Raw genomic sequence first — 16,579 nt, 5'->3', positions numbered from 1 at the left:
GTGTGAGGTTTGTCTCGCGCTGCGTGTTCGCGGCGCGGTGGAATGAAAAAACGCCACGGGGTGTGAATGCCGTGGCGTTTTTGTTTTTGTGGCGGTGGTCTTTGGTAGCCGGTGTCGGTGCGCTTCGCGCGACGAGTGTTATGCCAGCATCTGCGCTTCGTCGGGCAAGCGCCAGTCGATCGGTTCGCGGCCGTGCTTCACGAGATATTCGTTGGCCGACGCAAAGTGCCCGCAGCCGAGAAAGCCGCGATGCGCCGACAGCGGCGACGGATGCGGCGCTTCCAGCACGTAATGCGACTTGCCGCCAAGCAGCGCGCGTTTGGCTTGCGCATGCGCACCCCACAGCATGAACACCAGGCCGTCATGACGCATGGCCAGTTCGTGGATCAGCGTGTCGGTGCATTTCTCCCAGCCGCGTTTTGCGTGACTCGCAGCCGAATCGCGCTCGACGGTCAGCACTGTGTTCAACAGCAGCACGCCCTGTTTGGCCCATGTGTCGAGGCAGCCATGACGCGGCGGTTCGTGGCCGAGGCTCGCGGTGATTTCCTTGAAGATGTTGCGTAGCGACGGCGGCGTGCGCACGTTCGGCGCGACTGAAAACGCCAGTCCGTGTGCTTGCGGCGTGCCGCGGTCTTCGCCGTGATACGGGTCCTGCCCGAGGATCACGACTTTGACTTCGTCGGGACTGGTGAGGCGCAGGGCGCGGAAGACGTCGGCGGGATAGACGGTTTTGCCGGCCGCGCGCTCACCGTCGACGAAACGGCACAAGGGCGCGTAGGCGTCGCTTTCGATGAACGGATTGAGGTGTGTGCGCCAAGCCGGGGGCAGGGCGGCGAATTGGGCTTCGAGCGTCGGCGGCGGCGAGCCGGCGGCTGTGCGTGTCGGCTCCGGCTGCGCGGTTGCGCCGGCCGGCGTGGCAGAGGCGTCGCCGAACAACGAGGCTTGCGACGAATTGGAGCGGGTGCGGGAAGCTGAGGTCATGGCGGGGAAGTGTCGCAGCAAATGCGGGCTGGCTCAAGGTGTAGGTGCTGCTCGGGCGCTGTGTACCTCTTGATCACACACGCCGAGGGCTTAAGCCGCCCGCAACTGATACCCGCGTTGTGCCTTGCTAATGTTGTCCGGTGCAAGGCCGGTGACCTGTTTGCCGAGTTCGCTCGCGAGCGTGTTGAGTGCGGCTTCGTCGCCGGATTTCAGTTCGAGTTCGACTTCGGAGATCGGCGCGCGGCGGGTTTCACCGTTCACTTCGGCGAGCACGTCGCCCTGGTCGATCGCGGCTTCGACTTGCGAGCCGTCCAGCGAGACATTCCACAACGTGCGCGTGAAATTCGTGCGGAACAGTTCGATCAACTCCGGCGCCGCCTGACGCAAGGCCTCAGCGGCAGCGGGTTCGTCGCATGCGTGCAGCAAGGCGTCGATTTCGAGTTTCTCGCCCGCCACCGGCATTTCCCACTCGTGCCGGCTATGCAGCCCGTCCTTCGCGTTACCCACGGTCTTGAACGTTTGCAGCCAGCCGTCTGGCGTATGCCGCAGCCGCAGCGCGCTTTTCGACGTAGCCAGCGCAAGCCTGGGCGTATCGAAGTAGATATTCGCCAGCTCGATCGGGCGACCCTCGGCGCCGGTGCGTGCGACGAACCACTGCGTCGCCGCTTTCACCTGGCTCGCCGGTAGTGCCAGCTTGATTTCACGTTCCATGCCCATGACCTGCTCCGCTACGTAGTCTGCGTGTTGAACCTGTGCTTAGAAAAACATCCGCGCAAGTTCCACACCCGGCTCTTCCGCGCGCATGAACGCCTCGCCGACGAGGAACGTATGCACGTCCATCGCCCGCAGACGTTCGACATCCTGACGCGACAGAATGCCCGACTCCGTGACGACGATACGGTCGTCCGGAATCGATTCGAGCATGCCGATGGTCGTCTCGATCGATGTTTCGAAGGTGCGCAGATTGCGGTTGTTGATGCCGATCAGCGGCGTCTTCAACTTCAGCGATTCCATCAGTTCATTGTGGTCATGCACTTCGACCAGCACCGCGAGGCCCAGCGAATGCGCGAGCGCTTCGAGGTCCTGCATCTGCGAGGTTTCCAGCGCGGCAGCGATCAGCAGGATCGCGTCGGCACCCATCGCGCGGGCTTCGACGATCTGGTACGGATCGACGATGAAGTCTTTGCGCAGCACCGGCAAACTGCAGGCGGCGCGCGCCTCTTCGAGATACGCAACGCTACCCTGGAAGAACTGGACGTCGGTGAGCACGGACAAGCAGGCCGCACCGTGTTTTTCATACGAACGCGCGATCTCGGCGGGGACGAAGTTTTCGCGCAGCACGCCTTTCGACGGGCTCGCTTTCTTCACTTCGGAGATCACCGCGGCCAGACCGGCCGCGTGTTTCGCGCGCAATGCACCGACGAAATCGCGGATGTCGCGCGACGATGCTTCGAGGCGCAGCGCTTCGAGCGGCGCGCTCTGTTCAGCCGCGCGGACTTCTTCGCGTTTGACCGCGATGATGCGGTCGAGGATGTCGCTCATGAGGGTCTCGCTACGTAATTACTGCTTGAATTGCTGGGTGAAGCGGATCAGGTCGTCGACTTTCGCCCGTGCCTTGCCGCTCGCGATCGCTTCGCGCGCCAACTGGATGCCGTCCGCAATCGACGCCGCCACGTTCGCCGAATAGAGCGCCGTGCCCGCGTTCAGCGTAACGATTTCACGCGCGACGCCGGGCTTGTTGTCGAGCGCTTCGAGCAACATCACTTTGGATTCGGCCGCGTCGGCCACTTTCAGCGTGCGGTTCGACACCATCTGCATGCCGAAGTCTTCCGGGTGAATTTCGTACTCGTGGATCTGGCCGTCGCGCAGCTCGCCGACTTGCGTCGCCGCGCCGAGCGAGACCTCGTCCATGCCGTCCATACCGTACACCACCAGCACGTGCTTCGCGCCGAGGCGCTGCATCACGCGCACCTGAATACCGACGAGGTCCCCGTGGAACACGCCCATCAGTTGATTAGGCGCGCCGGCCGGATTGGTCAGCGGCCCAAGAATATTGAAGATGGTCCGCACGCCGAGTTCGCGGCGCACCGGCGCGATGTTCTTCATGGCCGGATGATGGTTCGGCGCGAACATGAAGCCCATGCCAGTTTCCGCAATCGACGCCGCCACCTGTTCCGGTTGCAGATCGATGTTCACGCCGAGCGCTTCGAGCACGTCTGCGCTGCCCGACTTGCTCGACACGCCGCGGCCACCGTGCTTCGCGACTTTGGCGCCCGCCGCGGCTGAGACGAACATCGTCGCCGTGGAAATATTGAAGGTGTGCGATCCGTCGCCGCCGGTGCCGACGATATCGACGAAGTTCGAGTTGTCCTGCACCTCTACGTGCCGGGCAAATTCACGCATCACCGTGGCGGCGGCGGTGATTTCGCCGATGGTCTCTTTTTTGACGCGCAAGCCGGTGATGATCGCCGCCGACATCACGGGCGACAGTTCGCCGCGCATGATGAGCCGCATCAGGTGCAGCATTTCGTCGTGGAAAATTTCGCGGTGCTCGATGGTCCGTTGCAGCGCTTCCTGGGGCGTAATCGACATGATTTCGTCTCTCTTTATCAAGCAGTGCGGTGGGCTGTCTTCGACTGCTTCACGAAGTTTTCGAGCAAGGCGTGGCCGTGTTCGGACAGGATCGATTCCGGATGGAACTGCACGCCTTCAACGGCCAGTTCCTTGTGACGCACGCCCATGATTTCGCCGTCCTCAGTCCATGCGGACACTTCGAGGCAATCCGGCAGCGATTCGCGTTCGATCGCGAGCGAGTGATAACGCGTCACGACGAAGTGCTTCGGCAGATCGGCGAATACGCCTTTGCAGTCGGTTTCGATCGTGCTTACCTTGCCGTGCATGATGGTTTGCGCGCGCACCACGCGGCCGCCGAATGCTTCGCCGATCGCCTGATGGCCGAGGCATACGCCGAGAATCGGCGTCTTGCCGGCGAATTCGCGCAGCACGTCGAGGGTGATGCCGGCGTGTTGCGGGTTGCTCGGGCCGGGCGACAGGCAAATGCGCTCCGGGTTGAGCTTGGCAATTTCGTCCAGCGTGATTTCGTCGTTCCGATAGGTGCGCACGTCTTCGCCGAGTTCGCCGAAGTACTGCACCAGGTTGTAGGTGAACGAGTCGTAGTTGTCGATCATAAGCAGCATGGTGTGTCTCCGGTCAGAAGTCGCTATCGAGGCCGTCTTGAACCTGCTCGGCGGCGCGCAAGACAGCGCGCGCCTTGTTCTCGGTCTCTTGCCATTCGGATTCCGGCACCGAATCCGCGACTACACCCGCTGCCGCCTGCACGTACAGATTGCCGTTTGCGATCACGCCGGTGCGGATCGTGATCGCCAGATCCATTTCGCCGGTGAACGACAGATAACCGACAGCGCCGCCGTAGAGGCCACGCTTGACCGGTTCCAGTTCGTCGATCAATTCCATCGCGCGAACCTTCGGCGCGCCGGACAACGTGCCGGCCGGGAAGGTGGCGCGCAGCACGTCGAAATTAGTGGTGCCGGGCTTTAGCTTGCCTTCGACCGAACTCACGATGTGCTGCACGTGCGAGTACTTTTCGATCACCATCTGATCGGTGACGACCACCGAACCGATCTGCGAAATACGGCCCACGTCGTTACGCGCGAGGTCGATCAGCATCACGTGTTCGGCGATTTCCTTCGGATCGTTCAGCAGTTCGGTGGCGAGCTCGGCATCGCGTTCCGGCGTGTTGCCGCGCGGACGGGTGCCGGCGAGCGGCCGGATCGTCACGATGCGATCTTCGCCGCGCTTTTCCTGGCGTACCAGAATTTCCGGCGATGCGCCGACCACGTAGAAGTCGCCGAAGTTGTAGTAGTACATGTACGGCGACGGATTCAGCGAGCGCAGCGCGCGATACAGCGACAGCGGATTGTCGCGGTACGGCTTGATCAGACGCTGGCCGACCTGCACTTGCATCAACTCGCCGGCGGCGATGTATTCCTTCGCCTGGCGCACGGCGGCGAGATAATCGTCTTTGGCGAACTCGCGGTAGGTCTCGGTGCGCACGCTGGCCGACGTGACTGGCGGCTGCACGGTCGTGCGCAAACGCTGACGCAATTCACGCAGACGCTGCTTGGCTTTGGTGTACGCCTCGGGTTGCGTCGGATCGGAGTAAACCACCAGGTAGAGCTTGCCGGCGAGGTTGTCGATCACCGCGACTTCTTCGGTGAGCAGCAACTGAATATCAGGCAGGTTCAGATCGTCTTTCGGTGCGGTGTGCGCGAGCTTTTTCTCGATGTAACGCACTGCGTCATAGCCGAAGTAGCCCGCCAGACCGCCCGCGAAACGCGGCAGACCGGGGCGCTGCGCCACTTTGAAGCGGCCCTGGAATTGCTGGATGAACTCGAGTGGATCGCCCTCGTGCGTTTCGACGACTTTGCCGTCCCGCACCACTTCCGATACGCCGTTGCGGGTGCGCAGCAGCGTGCGCGCCGGCAGTCCGATGAACGAATAGCGGCCGAAGCGTTCGCCGCCCACTACCGATTCCAGCAGGAATGAGTTGGCGCCGTTGCGCTCGCTCTGCGCAAGCTTCAGGTACAGCGAGAGCGGCGTTTCGAGGTCTGCGAGCGCTTCGGCGATTAGCGGAATGCGGTTGAAACCCTCGTTGGCGAGGGACTGGAATTCGAGTTCGGTCATGTTCCGATCCTGTACGTACGTCAGACGGCACTATGCGTCGGACAAAGCGGGGCGTTACGCAGCCGGTCAGGCGTTCGTTCGACGTTTCGACACGATGATACCGACCGGCGCGAGTTTCCCATCGACGCATGCAAGGGGTTTCAGCGCACAGATGTACTTTGCGGGTACACGAACGCCAAATCAACCGATGCAGCGAAACAAGGTGATGGAAAAAACGCGTTAGCGCAGCGAAGTAAAAAACGGTTGCCGAAGACGAGCTTCAGCGTACCTCAGGCGAGGTTAGCGCGACCAGCGACGCCAGGGCCAGGCTCCCCGGTCGATGCTAATCAGACTCCGTTTTTTATTCAGAAACATGAGGATGAGGGACTTTTCAGGTCGTGGAATGGTGCGCTGCGATAGCCTTGGCGGCATCGAGCAGCGAGGCAACTATACCATCGGATTTTATTTCTTGTATAGCTCGGCCGTGGTTGTAGCCGTACGGCAGCGTCAGCGTTGCCATGCCCGCCGCGCGGCCTGCTAGCGCATCGTTTTCCGAATCGCCGATGGCGACCGTGGTTTCCGGTGTGACGCCTAGCTGCGCCGCGGCGGTGATCATCGGCAGCGGATCCGGCTTCTTTTTCGGCAGGCTGTCGCCGCCGAGCACGACGCTGAAATACTGGCTGAGCCCGTATTGCTCCAGCAATTCGACTGCGAAGCGGTGCGGCTTGTTGGTGACGCAGGCGAGTTTGAGGCCGGCGTCGCGCATGGCGCTGAGGCCGGCTTCGACCTCGGGATACAGCCGCGTGTGCACGCCGTTGATCCTGGCGTACTCCTCCTGATAGATCGCGAGCGCCTCGTCGAAACGGTCTTGTGCGTGGTCCGTTTCGAAGCGCTCGGCCAGCACACGGCGAATCAGATTCTCCGAACCCTTGCCGATGTAGCCGACCACTTCCTCGCGCGAGGTTTCCGCCGCATCGAGTTGCGCAAGCATGCCGTTCAGGCCGGCGGTGAAATCGTCTGCGGTATCGATCATCGTGCCGTCGAGGTCGATGATCGCGGCTTGCAGGCGCGGGCCGGTGAAGGTCGGGGCAGGGAACGGAGTTGTCATCTTTAGTACGGGATATCAGTGCTCGATCAGTGCTCGATGTTTGCGAGTGCGGCGCGCATCTTGTCGATCACCGCCTTGTGATCCGGCGCACCGAAGATCGCCGAGCCTGCCACGAACGTGTCCGCGCCAGCCGCCGCGATTTCGGCGATGTTGTCGACCTTCACGCCGCCGTCCACTTCGAGATGAATCTCGCGGCCGGTCTTTTCCTTGTAGGCATCGATCCGCTTGCGCGCTTCGCGCAGTTTGACGAGCGCCTCAGGAATGAACGATTGACCGCCGAAGCCCGGATTCACCGACATGATCAGCACCAGATCGACCTTGTCCATCACGTAGTCCAGATGGTTCAGCGACGTGGCCGGGTTGAACACGAGGCCGGCCTTGCAACCGTGGTCGCGAATCAGCGACAGCGTGCGGTCGATGTGGTCCGAGCCTTCCGGGTGGAAGCTGATCAGGTTCGCGCCGGCCTTGGCGAAGTCCGGCACGATGCGGTCGACCGGGCGCACCATCAGGTGTACGTCAATCGGCACGTCCACGTGCGGGCGGATTGCTTCGCAGACGAGCGGGCCGATTGTCAGGTTCGGCACGTAATGGTTGTCCATTACGTCGAAGTGAATCCAGTCGGCGCCAGCGGCGACAACGTTGCGGACTTCTTCGCCGAGGCGGGCGAAATCGGCGGACAGAATGCTGGGGGCGATGCGGAATTGCGTCATGGCGGGGGCGGATGCAAGCGGGAAAACGCCATTTTACCGGTTTGTACGCTTCGGAACCGGCTTGCGGGCGAGTTGAGGCCGACACCGAAAACGCACGGCAAAAGTGACAAAACGCCTTAACGGCCCTTGGCCAGAGGGATTTGTCCGGTTGCGGGCATGCCCCGCATCAAGCAGAATGCCAAACCATAGGCGCCGCTTCGCCAATGTGCCCGCAAACCATTGGCGTTCGGGGCTTCCCGCGATTTTTCACACTCCGTTTCACCAGACCGGAATCAGGATGAGCCAGTACGAATTCAGCGTCTCGGCGCAGGTGCAGTTTCTGCCCGAAGAGTCGGACCCGGAGCGCCGCCAGTATGCGTTTGCATACACGCTGACCATCCGTAACAGCGGTCAGGTGCCCGCGCAGTTGATTGCGCGTCACTGGGTGATCACCGACAGCGAAAACAATGTGCAGGAAGTGAAAGGCCTGGGCGTGGTCGGGCATCAGCCGCTGCTCAAACCGGGCGAGCACTTCGAATATACGAGTTGGGCCGTGATCGCCACGCCCGTCGGCACTATGCGTGGCGACTATTTCTGCGTGGCGGAGGACGGCGAGCGCTTCGACGCACCCGTACCCGAGTTCATTCTGCGGATGCCGCGTACTTTGCATTGAACCGAGGGCGCGGCTCGCGGTCTTTAAAAAGCTTTACGGCGCAGCTTTACAGGGATTTTTGCTGCTTTTGCTGTTCATCGCTGGCGGCGCGGGCGGCCTTCTTCTTGCCGGACGACGTCCAGACAACGATAAAGACGAGCAGGAAGAGCGCGAGGAGCGATTCCAGCGCGAAGATGAGCATCGGGTATTCGTCGAACAGATCAGACATGGCGGTTTCCATCAAGAACGAACATTGTATGCGTTTTGTCCGCACGGCCGGAGCATGGCTCGGCGCGCTTTCGGTGGCGGTAATGCTGGCTTCCTGCGGCGGCGGCGGCGCAGTCCGGCCTTCGGTTTCGCCGCCCACGGGTGCCGCGATCATACCCGGGCAGATCGCCGCGACGCGGCTGACAGCCGTGGCCTGGCAGCAGGTGCCGGGGTGGCAGGACGATTCGCTGATCGGCGCGACGGCCGCATTGCGGCAAAACTGCCTGAGGCTTGCGCGTCAACCGAACTGGGCCCGTGCATGCGCGGCAGCCTCGCAGATCGACGATCTGGACGTCACCAGTGCGCGGGCATTTTTCGAGGCGTATTTCACGCCGTTCCAGCTAGCCAATAACGACGGCACGCTCGATGGTCTCGTCACCGGCTACTACGAGCCGTTGCTGCGCGGTTCGCGCACGCGGCATGGTGTGTATCAGACGGCGCTGTACCGCTGGCCATCCAGTTATCGCGCGGGTGCACCGCTGCCGGCGCGCGCGCAACTCGAGCGTGCGGGCGTGCTTAACGGCAATGAACTCGTGTGGGTCGACGATCCGATCGAAGCGTTCTTCCTGCAGGTGCAAGGCTCCGGGCGCGTCGTGATGGAAGACGGCAGCGTGATGCGGGTCGGATTTGGCGGCACGAACAATCAACCGTACAAGTCGATTGGGCGGTGGCTGCTTGATCGCGGTGAACTGACGCCGGCGCAGGCGACCATGCAAGGCATCAAGGCATGGGCGCGCGCGAATCCGACGCGGGTTGACGCGCTGCTCGATACCAATCCGCGTTTCGTGTTCTTCCGCGAGATGCCGTCCGGCGAGAGTGCGCCGAGCGGCGGTGCGGATGGGCCGATCGGTGCGTTGGGTGTGCCGTTGACGCCGGAGCGGTCGATCGCGGTGGATCCCACTTCGATTCCGCTCGGGACGCCGGTGTTCTTGCAGACCACGCGTCCGTTGACAAACTCGCCGATGAATCGCCTCGTCTTTGCTCAGGACACGGGTTCCGCGATCAAAGGCGGCGTGCGCGCGGATTACTTCTGGGGCCTCGGCGACGATGCCGGCGATCTGGCCGGCAAGATGAAGCAGGGCGGCCGGATGTGGTTGTTGTTGCCGAATTCGTGAAGGTTTGGCGAAGGGGCGGCGGCGGGTTTCCAGGTTCTTAGTTGAATAGCTGAAAACCGCCGCTTGGCTAATTCGCTTGGCATGTTGCGGTATCTGTTCGCGACAAAGCTTCCAGATACGGACTCTGCCGTTGGCGTTGGTTATCCCAGCGTTCGCTCGTTAGCCACGTGCTGTGCTTTGCTCACCGCACGGTTAATCCCGGTTCACGACCAGCACATTTGATAACGGCGCTGACGCCGATCAGCCCCGCTATCAAGCATCAACCTTCGGCGTTTCGGCGCATTGCTTAAAGCCCCGACTTCCGCTTGTCCACCACCCTCCGTGCTTTGCCCACCGAACGCTCGATCCCATTTACAGCCAGCACGTTTACAACTGCGCTCACACCGATCAACGCCTTGATGTCATAGGTCAACGCCTGCTTCGCCGTGGTCAGTGCAGCAGTATCCGGCGCTGATTCCGGGCACGGCTCGACGTTCAACGTCAATACATCGAGCGGGCCTTCCTTCGTCAGCACGATTTGATAGTGCGGCGCGAGGGCGTGTTGCTTGAGTAGCAATTCTTCGATCTGCGTCGGGAACACGTTGACTCCGCGCACGATCATCATGTCATCCGAGCGGCCCGTGATCTTTTCCATCCGGCGCATGGTGCGTGCGCTGCCCGGCAGGAGGCGGGTCAGATCGCGCGTTCGGTAACGGACGATCGGCAGCGCTTCCTTGGTCAACGAGGTGAATACCAGCTCGCCGAGTTCGCCGTCCGGCAGCACTTCGCCGGTTTCGGGATCGATGATTTCGGGGTAGAAATGGTCTTCCCAGATGGTCGGGCCATCTTTGGTCTCGACGCATTCCGAGGCGACACCAGGTCCCATCACTTCAGACAGACCGTAGATATCCACAGCATCGATGCCCATGCGCTTTTCGATCGCCTGGCGCATGTCATTGGTCCACGGTTCCGCACCGAAGATGCCGAGGCGCAGCGAGCAATTCGCCGGATCGACGCCTTGCCGTTCGAGTTCGTCGGCGATCGACAACATATAGCTCGGCGTCACCATGATGATGTCGGGCCGGAAGTCCTGAATCAGTTGCACCTGCTTTTCAGTCTGACCGCCGCCGAACGGGATCACCGTCAGCCCGGCGCGCTCGGCGCCGTAGTGCGCGCCCAGGCCGCCTGTGAACAGACCGTAGCCGTAACTCACGTGAACCTTGTCGCCGCGCTTCGCGCCCGCGGCACGGATCGAACGTGCGACGAGATTCGCCCACGTATCGATATCGCGCGCCGTGTAGCCAACGACCGTCGGCTTGCCCGTTGTCCCGGACGATGCGTGGATCCGCGAAATCTGTTCCTGCGGCACCGCGAACATGCCGAACGGGTAGCTGTCGCGCAGATCCTTCTTGGTGGTGAACGGGAAGCGCGCCAGGTCCGCGAGAGTCTTCACTTCGCTCGGGTGAACGCCGGCTTCATCGAATTTTTGCCGATACACAGGCGAATTCTCATAAGCGTGGTTCAGCGACCATTTGAGCCGTTCGAGTTGGAGCGCGGCGAGTTCGTCGCGGCTAGCTGTCTCGATGGGATCGAGCGGAAGGGCGGTGGTCATCGAATGTCTCCTTGCTGCCTCAATGCTTGGGTCTGGGGTGCGGTGCGCTTGCGCGCAAAAACCGGGGACTCGCTGCTATCTACTATCTATATGGGTGCTGGCAATCGGTCGCGAACATATCGCGGCTCTGCCGTTCAATCTGCTGTTCAATCGCCGGTAGGAATCAGGTTGCCTTTGATCTGTGCCGATTTGCCGCGAAACATCGCCACGGTCTCCTCTGCGCGATTCGTGACGCGAATATCGTAAATGCCAGTGCGGCCGCTCAGGGTTTGCTCGACCGCTTCGGCAGTCAACACGTCGCCGCCTTTTACCGGCCGCAGGAACTCGATCGAGCAGCCCGCTGCGACGGTGTTGATGTTGTACGTGTTGCACGCGAAAGCGAACGTCGAATCGGCGAGCGTGAAAATCAGGCCACCGTGGCAAATCTGATGGCCGTTGAGGAAGTCGTCGCGCACGGCCATGCGCAGGCGCGCGTATCCTGGGCGCACTTCTACGATTTCGAGGCCGAGCGCCCGGCTGCACGCGTCGTTTTCGTACATGGCGGCCGCGGTTGCGCGAGCGAGTTCGTCGGGTGTCATTTGGGCGGGGTGGTTCGGTTGCGCGGACATATCAGCGACCCTCGAAGCGCGGCGCGCGTTTTTCCACAAACGCCTGCACGCCTTCCGCGTAATCGTGCGAAGCACCGAGTTCGCATTGCAGATCGCGTTCGAGATCGAGCTGCTGATCCAGCGTTTGCGTCGCGCCAGCGCGCATTGCCTGCTTGATCGCAGCGATAGCGCGCGTGGGCTGCTGCGCCAGTTGGGCCGCGAGCTTGCTTGCCGTGGCGGCTAGCTCGGTGTCGTCAACTGCTTGCCAGATCAGCCCCCAGCTTTCGGCTTTCTCCGCGCTCAGTTTGTCGCCAGTGATGGCGAGACCCAAGGCGCGGGCCATGCCGACGCGTTGCGGCAGGAACCACGTGCCGCCCGAGTCCGGCACGAGACCGATCTTCACGAACGCCTGAATGAAGTTGGCCGAACGAGCGGCAAGCACGAGATCGCAAGCCAGTGCGAGATTGGCGCCGGCACCGGCGGCCGTGCCGTTGACCGCGGCAATCACGGGTAACGGCAGTGCTTGCAGGCGGCGAATCAGCGGATTGAAATGCGCATTGATCAGTTCGCCCAGATCGGTCATTGCGCCTGGGGTGAAGTCGAGATCCGCGAGATCCTGCCCCGCGCAGAAGCCGCGGCCCGCGCCGGTCAGCACGAGCGCGCGCGCGCCGGACGCTTCGACCTGGCCGAGTGCGTCGCTCAATTCCTGGTGCATCGCGCGGGTAAAGCTGTTGAGCTTGTCCGGGCGGTTCAGTGTGATGGTCGCTACGCGGCTCGATGTATCGATGTCGAGGCGAATCGCTTCATATGACATTGGGTGTCTCCTCAAAGTCTCTTTGATCGGCGGCGCAATGGGCGAAGCGGCGTTAGTGTTAGAGCCGCTCGATTACCAATGCAATGCCTTGGCCTACACCGATACACATCGTGCAAAGCGCAAAGCGGCCGTTGATTCGTTCCAACTGATAAAGCGCGGTAGTGATCAAACGCGCGCCGGAAGCGCCGAGCGGGTGGCCGAGCGCAATCGCTCCGCCGTTCGGATTGACACGCGGGTCGTCGTCGCGCAGGCCGAGCGTGCGCAAGACCGCCAGTCCCTGCGACGCGAAGGCTTCGTTCAACTCGATCACGTCGAATTGCTCGAGTGTCATGTTCAACTGCTTCAACAGCTTTTGTGTGGCCGGCGCCGGGCCGATGCCCATAATGCGCGGCTCCACGCCCGCCGTTGCCATGCCCACCACGCGTGCGCGGCGACGCAATCCGTATTGATCGGCAGCTTCCTGATTCGCGAGCAGCAGCGCACACGCGCCGTCGTTCACACCCGATGCATTGCCGGCGGTCACGCTGCCGTCGGGACGGACCACGCCCTTGAGCTTGCCCAGACTTTCGAGCGACGTTTCACGCGGATGCTCGTCGAGCGTCACGCGTACGGGGTCGCCTTTCTTCTGCGCAATTTCAACGCCGACGATTTCCTGAGCGAGCGTGCCGTCGCGCTGCGCGCGCGCCGCTTTTTGCTGACTCGCCAGAGCGAAGGCGTCCTGATCCGCACGGCTTATGCCGAACTCGACGGCCACGTTTTCCGCGGTCTCCGGCATCGAATCGACGCCGTATTGACGCTTCATCAGCGGATTGATGAAACGCCAGCCGATAGTCGTGTCGTAAATATCGGCCTGCCGTGAAAATGCACTGGTGGCCTTACCCATCACGAATGGCGCGCGCGTCATGCTTTCGACGCCGCCTGCAATCATCAGCCGCGCTTCGCCGGCCTTGATGGCGCGCGCCGCAGTGCCGACCGCGTCCATACCCGAGCCGCACAGACGGTTGATGGTTGTGCCTGACGCAGCCGTGGGCAAGCCGGCCAGCAAAGCCGCCATGCGAGCCACGTTGCGGTTGTCGTCACCAGCCTGATTGGCACAGCCATAGATCACGTCGTCGAGGGCTTGCCAGTCGACACTGGCATTGCGTTCGATCAACGCCCTGATCGGTACCGCGCCGAGGTCGTCGGCGCGGACATCCTTCAGGGCGCCGCCGTAGCGGCCGATTGGGGTGCGAATCGCGTCGCAAATGAAGGCATCGTTCATGTGGGTTCCTGCTGGAACGGATCGGCGGGACTTGCCAACCCGATGTCTCATGTTAGTTAGGGTGCACGGCTCGGTCCATTCGGCCAAACGGCATAGGACGAAAGCCGTGCTTTTGTCTTATGCCATTCAGCCAGCTACCGCCGGCGCCGCTTTCGGTTCAACATGAACGCGACTTTGTACGACGCGGAAGCGGTTTGCGACGAAGGCTGCGTCGGCCAGCGCGGCATTTGCGGCCGGGTTTGCGCCCGTGCCGTGGAAGTCGGAGAAGGCCGCCGACTGATTGACGAATACGCCGCCCGTCAAATTGATCGAGAGTGCTACGCCGCCGCGGATCGATGCTTCGTGCGCTTCGTCGAGCACGGCTTCGTCCGTACTGTAGACCGACAGCGTCAGTGCGCCATGCTCAGCAGCGATTGCGCCGGCAAGGTCGAGCGACTGCGCGGTCGACTCCGTCGCGATCACGAATGAGATCGGGCCGAACCATTCTTTGGTGAACTGCGCGTGGTCGGTGGCGGCGTCCAGTTGGAGCACGAGCGGTGTGCGCACACGGGCGTCGGCAAAAGCCGGATGTTCCAGCGATTGGCTCTCTACTAGAACTCGGCCGAGCTTGCTGGCTTCCTCGATGCGCTGGGTGACACCTTCGTTCTGGATCGCACCGAGCAGCTCAACGGCGCGAGCCGGGTCGGCGACCAGTTTCTGCACGGCGCCGGCGATAGCCTGAGCGACTTCGTCGAAGCCGAGTGTGCCTTCAGCCGTGCGGATGCCGTTGCGCGGCACGTAGATGTTCTGCGGCGCGGTGCACATTTGTCCCGAGTACAGCGCGAGCGAGAAGGCGATATTGCGAGCGGCGGCTTTGATGTCGTCGACCGAGTCGATCACGATCTGATTGACGCCGGCTTTTTCGGTGTAGACCTGAGCCTGGTGTGCATTGCGCTCGAGCCAGGTGCCGTTTTGCGTGCTGCCCGTGAAATCGATCAATTTGATTTCAGGGCGCAGAGCCAGGTCCTGAACCAGCGCACCATCGTTCGGTTCGGTGGCCAGCAGCGTAACAACGTTCGGATCGAATCCGGCTTCGCGCAGTACATCGCGCGCGATGCGCACGGTCAGCGCGAGCGGCAGAATCGCGCCCGGGTGCGGCTTGACGATGACAGTGTTGCCGGTGGCCAGATCAGCGAAGAGGCCCGGATAGCCGTTCCATGTCGGGAAGGTGCAGCAGCCGAGCACGAGGCCGGTGCCGCGCGGCACGACTGTGTAGCGCTTGTGCATCGCAAGCGGCGGATTTTTGCCTTGCGGTTTTTCCCAGTGGGCGTCTGCGGGAATACGGCGCAATTGGTCCCACGCGTACACGACCGCTTCGAGCGCGCGGTCTTGCGCATGCGGGCCGCCGGCCTGAAAGGCCATCATGAAAGCCTGGCCGGTCGTGTGCATCACGCTGTAGCCGATTTCGAAGCTGGCGCGATTCACGCGCGCGAGGATTTCGAGGCACACGCCGCTCCACGCCTGCGGGCCGGCCGCGCGCCAATCGCGCTGTGCGGCGGCGGCTGCGGAGATCAACGTGTCAGGATCGGCCTTTGGATAGCGCACGCCGAGCGGGAAGCCGAACGGCGAGACTTCAGCGCCGACGGTTTCTCCGGTCGACGGCTGGTCCAGTTCGAACGTCTTGTTCAGAAGCGCTTTGAATGCGGCTTCGCCGTCTGCGCTAGCTGTTTCCCCGTACACTTTCGGACTGGGCATCTCGACGAACGGACTCCAGTAGCCGCGCGTTTCGACCGCGGTGAGTGCCTTTTGCAGCGTGTCTTCGTGCTTGGTGAATAGCGGATGTGTCATGGCAGTGGGGCTTGGCTGTACGTTGGGAAAAGCCTGTCGAATAATTGACCGACCGGTTGGTTGGTGAATGGTAGCATTACTGAGACAGCCGCGCGAAGCGTTTTTTGCGCGCCATTAACTATTAGGAGGCGGCATGGCTTACGAAAACATTCTTGTTGAGACGCGTGGACGGGTCGGTTTGGTCACATTGAATCGCCCGAAGGCGTTGAACGCACTGAACGACGCGTTGATGGACGAACTGGGCGCAGCGCTGCGAGAGTTCGATGCCGACGACGCGATTGGTGCGATCGTGGTGACGGGCAGCGAAAAAGCGTTCGCCGCTGGAGCCGACATCGGCATGATGGCGACCTATACCTATATGGACGTCTACAAAGGCGACTACATCACCCGCAACTGGGAAACGGTGCGCTCCATCCGCAAGCCGATTATTGCTGCAGTGGCGGGCTTTGCGCTTGGCGGCGGTTGCGAGCTGGCGATGATGTGCGACATCATTCTCGCCGCCGACACTGCGAAGTTCGGCCAGCCGGAAATCAAGCTGGGCATCATGCCGGGTGCTGGCGGCACGCAACGGCTCCCGCGTGCGGTCTCCAAGGCGAAGGCAATGGATCTCTGCCTGACCGCCCGCTTCATGGACGCTGCTGAGGCCGAGCGTGCCGGATTGGTCTCGCGGGTGATTCCCGCGGCTTCGCTGCTTGACGAGGCGGTGGCTGCGGCCGCGACCATCGCTGAATTCCCGTTGCCGGCGGTGATGATGATCAAGGAATCGGTTAACCGCGCATACGAAACGACGCTCGCAGAGGGCGTGCATTTCGAGCGTCGCCTCTTCCATTCGCTCTTCGCCACGGAAGATCAGAAGGAGGGGATGGCCGCGTTCGTTGAGAAGCGCAAACCGGTTTTCAAGCATCGTTAATACGCTTGTCAAAATAACGCTTGCAAGGGGCCGTCCGGGTCGCTAGAATCTCGCTCTTTCGTGCTTCGGACACCGGGGCACGGGGAGCGGGAGA

17 protein-coding genes are annotated in these 16,579 nt (G+C 62.1%); 3 read left to right on the top strand and 14 right to left on the bottom strand.

The genetic code is table 11. The features are described 5' to 3' along the window. Positions 1 to 138 precede the first annotated feature (138 nt). From M0D67_RS22950 to rpe, 8 genes are all read right to left on the bottom strand, one after another. A complete protein-coding gene (locus tag M0D67_RS22950) occupies positions 139 to 981 on the bottom strand; it encodes a uracil-DNA glycosylase (protein ID WP_266239755.1) in 843 nt (280 codons plus the stop codon). Between the two features lie 90 nt (positions 982 to 1,071). Beyond that, complete coding sequence (locus tag M0D67_RS22945; protein WP_154566631.1) at positions 1,072 to 1,698, bottom strand: CYTH domain-containing protein; 627 nt, start codon at positions 1,696 to 1,698, stop codon at positions 1,072 to 1,074. A gap of 39 nt (positions 1,699 to 1,737) precedes the next feature. Next, entirely contained in the window at positions 1,738 to 2,523 is a 786-nt protein-coding gene (gene trpC / locus M0D67_RS22940; RefSeq protein WP_154566630.1) for an indole-3-glycerol phosphate synthase TrpC, read from the bottom strand. Between the two features lie 18 nt (positions 2,524 to 2,541). Beyond that, complete coding sequence (gene trpD / locus M0D67_RS22935; RefSeq protein WP_154566629.1) at positions 2,542 to 3,573, bottom strand: anthranilate phosphoribosyltransferase; 1,032 nt, start codon at positions 3,571 to 3,573, stop codon at positions 2,542 to 2,544. A gap of 17 nt (positions 3,574 to 3,590) precedes the next feature. Then, complete coding sequence (locus M0D67_RS22930) at positions 3,591 to 4,178, bottom strand: aminodeoxychorismate/anthranilate synthase component II (protein WP_054036698.1); 588 nt, start codon at positions 4,176 to 4,178, stop codon at positions 3,591 to 3,593. 13 nt (positions 4,179 to 4,191) lie between these two features. After that, on the bottom strand, positions 4,192 to 5,685 hold the full coding sequence (trpE, locus tag M0D67_RS22925; RefSeq protein ID WP_154566628.1) for an anthranilate synthase component I: 1,494 nt from the start codon (positions 5,683 to 5,685) through the stop codon (positions 4,192 to 4,194). Positions 5,686 to 6,055: 370 nt separating this feature from the next. Continuing rightward, positions 6,056 to 6,772 carry a phosphoglycolate phosphatase gene (locus M0D67_RS22920; protein WP_154566627.1) on the bottom strand — a complete coding sequence of 239 codons (717 nt, stop codon included), beginning with the start codon at positions 6,770 to 6,772 and terminating at the stop codon, positions 6,056 to 6,058. A 26-nt stretch (positions 6,773 to 6,798) separates the two neighbouring features. After that, on the bottom strand, positions 6,799 to 7,482 hold the full coding sequence (rpe, locus tag M0D67_RS22915) for a ribulose-phosphate 3-epimerase (protein WP_028199698.1): 684 nt from the start codon (positions 7,480 to 7,482) through the stop codon (positions 6,799 to 6,801). Between the two features lie 277 nt (positions 7,483 to 7,759). On the opposite strand from rpe, the gene apaG reads away from it, so the two are divergent. Continuing rightward, positions 7,760 to 8,134 (top strand): Co2+/Mg2+ efflux protein ApaG, encoded by a 375-nt coding sequence (gene apaG / locus M0D67_RS22910; RefSeq protein ID WP_054036748.1) that lies wholly within the window; start codon positions 7,760 to 7,762, stop codon positions 8,132 to 8,134. Positions 8,135 to 8,180: 46 nt separating this feature from the next. On the opposite strand, the gene M0D67_RS22905 is transcribed toward apaG, so the two are convergent. Then, positions 8,181 to 8,342: a hypothetical protein gene (locus M0D67_RS22905; protein ID WP_166618334.1), complete on the bottom strand. Its 162-nt coding sequence runs from the start codon at positions 8,340 to 8,342 to the stop codon at positions 8,181 to 8,183. A 28-nt stretch (positions 8,343 to 8,370) separates the two neighbouring features. Here M0D67_RS22905 and M0D67_RS22900 point away from each other — a divergent pair, with 28 nt between their 5' ends. Next, positions 8,371 to 9,495 carry a murein transglycosylase A gene (locus tag M0D67_RS22900; RefSeq protein ID WP_154566626.1) on the top strand — a complete coding sequence of 375 codons (1,125 nt, stop codon included), beginning with the start codon at positions 8,371 to 8,373 and terminating at the stop codon, positions 9,493 to 9,495. Between the two features lie 286 nt (positions 9,496 to 9,781). Here the strand turns inward: M0D67_RS22900 and paaK are convergent, their stop codons facing one another. From paaK to paaN, 5 genes are all read right to left on the bottom strand, one after another. Continuing rightward, positions 9,782 to 11,086 (bottom strand): phenylacetate--CoA ligase PaaK, encoded by a 1,305-nt coding sequence (paaK, locus tag M0D67_RS22895; protein WP_154566625.1) that lies wholly within the window; start codon positions 11,084 to 11,086, stop codon positions 9,782 to 9,784. Positions 11,087 to 11,232: 146 nt separating this feature from the next. Further along, complete coding sequence (gene paaI / locus M0D67_RS22890) at positions 11,233 to 11,694, bottom strand: hydroxyphenylacetyl-CoA thioesterase PaaI (protein WP_054036751.1); 462 nt, start codon at positions 11,692 to 11,694, stop codon at positions 11,233 to 11,235. A 1-nt stretch (position 11,695) separates the two neighbouring features. Beyond that, positions 11,696 to 12,487 (bottom strand): 2-(1,2-epoxy-1,2-dihydrophenyl)acetyl-CoA isomerase PaaG, encoded by a 792-nt coding sequence (gene paaG, locus M0D67_RS22885; RefSeq protein ID WP_154566624.1) that lies wholly within the window; start codon positions 12,485 to 12,487, stop codon positions 11,696 to 11,698. A 58-nt stretch (positions 12,488 to 12,545) separates the two neighbouring features. Then, on the bottom strand, positions 12,546 to 13,748 hold the full coding sequence (gene pcaF / locus M0D67_RS22880) for a 3-oxoadipyl-CoA thiolase (RefSeq protein WP_154566623.1): 1,203 nt from the start codon (positions 13,746 to 13,748) through the stop codon (positions 12,546 to 12,548). A 126-nt stretch (positions 13,749 to 13,874) separates the two neighbouring features. Further along, positions 13,875 to 15,575 (bottom strand): phenylacetic acid degradation protein PaaN, encoded by a 1,701-nt coding sequence (gene paaN, locus M0D67_RS22875; RefSeq protein WP_154566622.1) that lies wholly within the window; start codon positions 15,573 to 15,575, stop codon positions 13,875 to 13,877. A gap of 133 nt (positions 15,576 to 15,708) precedes the next feature. Here paaN and M0D67_RS22870 point away from each other — a divergent pair, with 133 nt between their 5' ends. Continuing rightward, complete coding sequence (locus M0D67_RS22870; RefSeq protein WP_093643561.1) at positions 15,709 to 16,485, top strand: enoyl-CoA hydratase; 777 nt, start codon at positions 15,709 to 15,711, stop codon at positions 16,483 to 16,485. The last annotated feature ends 94 nt before the right edge of the window (positions 16,486 to 16,579 follow it).

This window comes from Paraburkholderia sp. SECH4 (assembly GCF_030511745.1).
In the GTDB taxonomy this organism is placed as follows: domain Bacteria; phylum Pseudomonadota; class Gammaproteobacteria; order Burkholderiales; family Burkholderiaceae; genus Paraburkholderia; species Paraburkholderia madseniana.
This window is presented reverse-complemented; position numbering and strand designations above follow the sequence as displayed.

Excerpts from the sequence above, each read along its gene's own strand:
- paaK (WP_154566625.1), bottom strand. The coding sequence starts at position 11,086 with ATGACCACCGCCCTTCCGCTCGATCCCATCGAGACAGCTAGCCGCGAC.
- apaG (WP_054036748.1), top strand. The coding sequence starts at position 7,760 with ATGAGCCAGTACGAATTCAGCGTCTCGGCGCAGGTGCAGTTTCTGCCC.
- M0D67_RS22920 (WP_154566627.1), bottom strand. The coding sequence starts at position 6,772 with ATGACAACTCCGTTCCCTGCCCCGACCTTCACCGGCCCGCGCCTGCAA.
- M0D67_RS22900 (WP_154566626.1), top strand. The coding sequence starts at position 8,371 with ATGCGTTTTGTCCGCACGGCCGGAGCATGGCTCGGCGCGCTTTCGGTG.
- paaG (WP_154566624.1), bottom strand. The coding sequence starts at position 12,487 with ATGTCATATGAAGCGATTCGCCTCGACATCGATACATCGAGCCGCGTA.
- trpD (WP_154566629.1), bottom strand. The coding sequence starts at position 3,573 with ATGTCGATTACGCCCCAGGAAGCGCTGCAACGGACCATCGAGCACCGC.
- M0D67_RS22870 (WP_093643561.1), top strand. The coding sequence starts at position 15,709 with ATGGCTTACGAAAACATTCTTGTTGAGACGCGTGGACGGGTCGGTTTG.
- paaI (WP_054036751.1), bottom strand. The coding sequence starts at position 11,694 with ATGTCCGCGCAACCGAACCACCCCGCCCAAATGACACCCGACGAACTC.
- rpe (WP_028199698.1), bottom strand. The coding sequence starts at position 7,482 with ATGACGCAATTCCGCATCGCCCCCAGCATTCTGTCCGCCGATTTCGCC.
- trpC (WP_154566630.1), bottom strand. The coding sequence starts at position 2,523 with ATGAGCGACATCCTCGACCGCATCATCGCGGTCAAACGCGAAGAAGTC.
- paaN (WP_154566622.1), bottom strand. The coding sequence starts at position 15,575 with ATGACACATCCGCTATTCACCAAGCACGAAGACACGCTGCAAAAGGCA.
- pcaF (WP_154566623.1), bottom strand. The coding sequence starts at position 13,748 with ATGAACGATGCCTTCATTTGCGACGCGATTCGCACCCCAATCGGCCGC.
- M0D67_RS22950 (WP_266239755.1), bottom strand. The coding sequence starts at position 981 with ATGACCTCAGCTTCCCGCACCCGCTCCAATTCGTCGCAAGCCTCGTTG.
- M0D67_RS22930 (WP_054036698.1), bottom strand. The coding sequence starts at position 4,178 with ATGCTGCTTATGATCGACAACTACGACTCGTTCACCTACAACCTGGTG.
- trpE (WP_154566628.1), bottom strand. The coding sequence starts at position 5,685 with ATGACCGAACTCGAATTCCAGTCCCTCGCCAACGAGGGTTTCAACCGC.
- M0D67_RS22945 (WP_154566631.1), bottom strand. The coding sequence starts at position 1,698 with ATGGGCATGGAACGTGAAATCAAGCTGGCACTACCGGCGAGCCAGGTG.
- M0D67_RS22905 (WP_166618334.1), bottom strand. The coding sequence starts at position 8,342 with ATGTCTGATCTGTTCGACGAATACCCGATGCTCATCTTCGCGCTGGAA.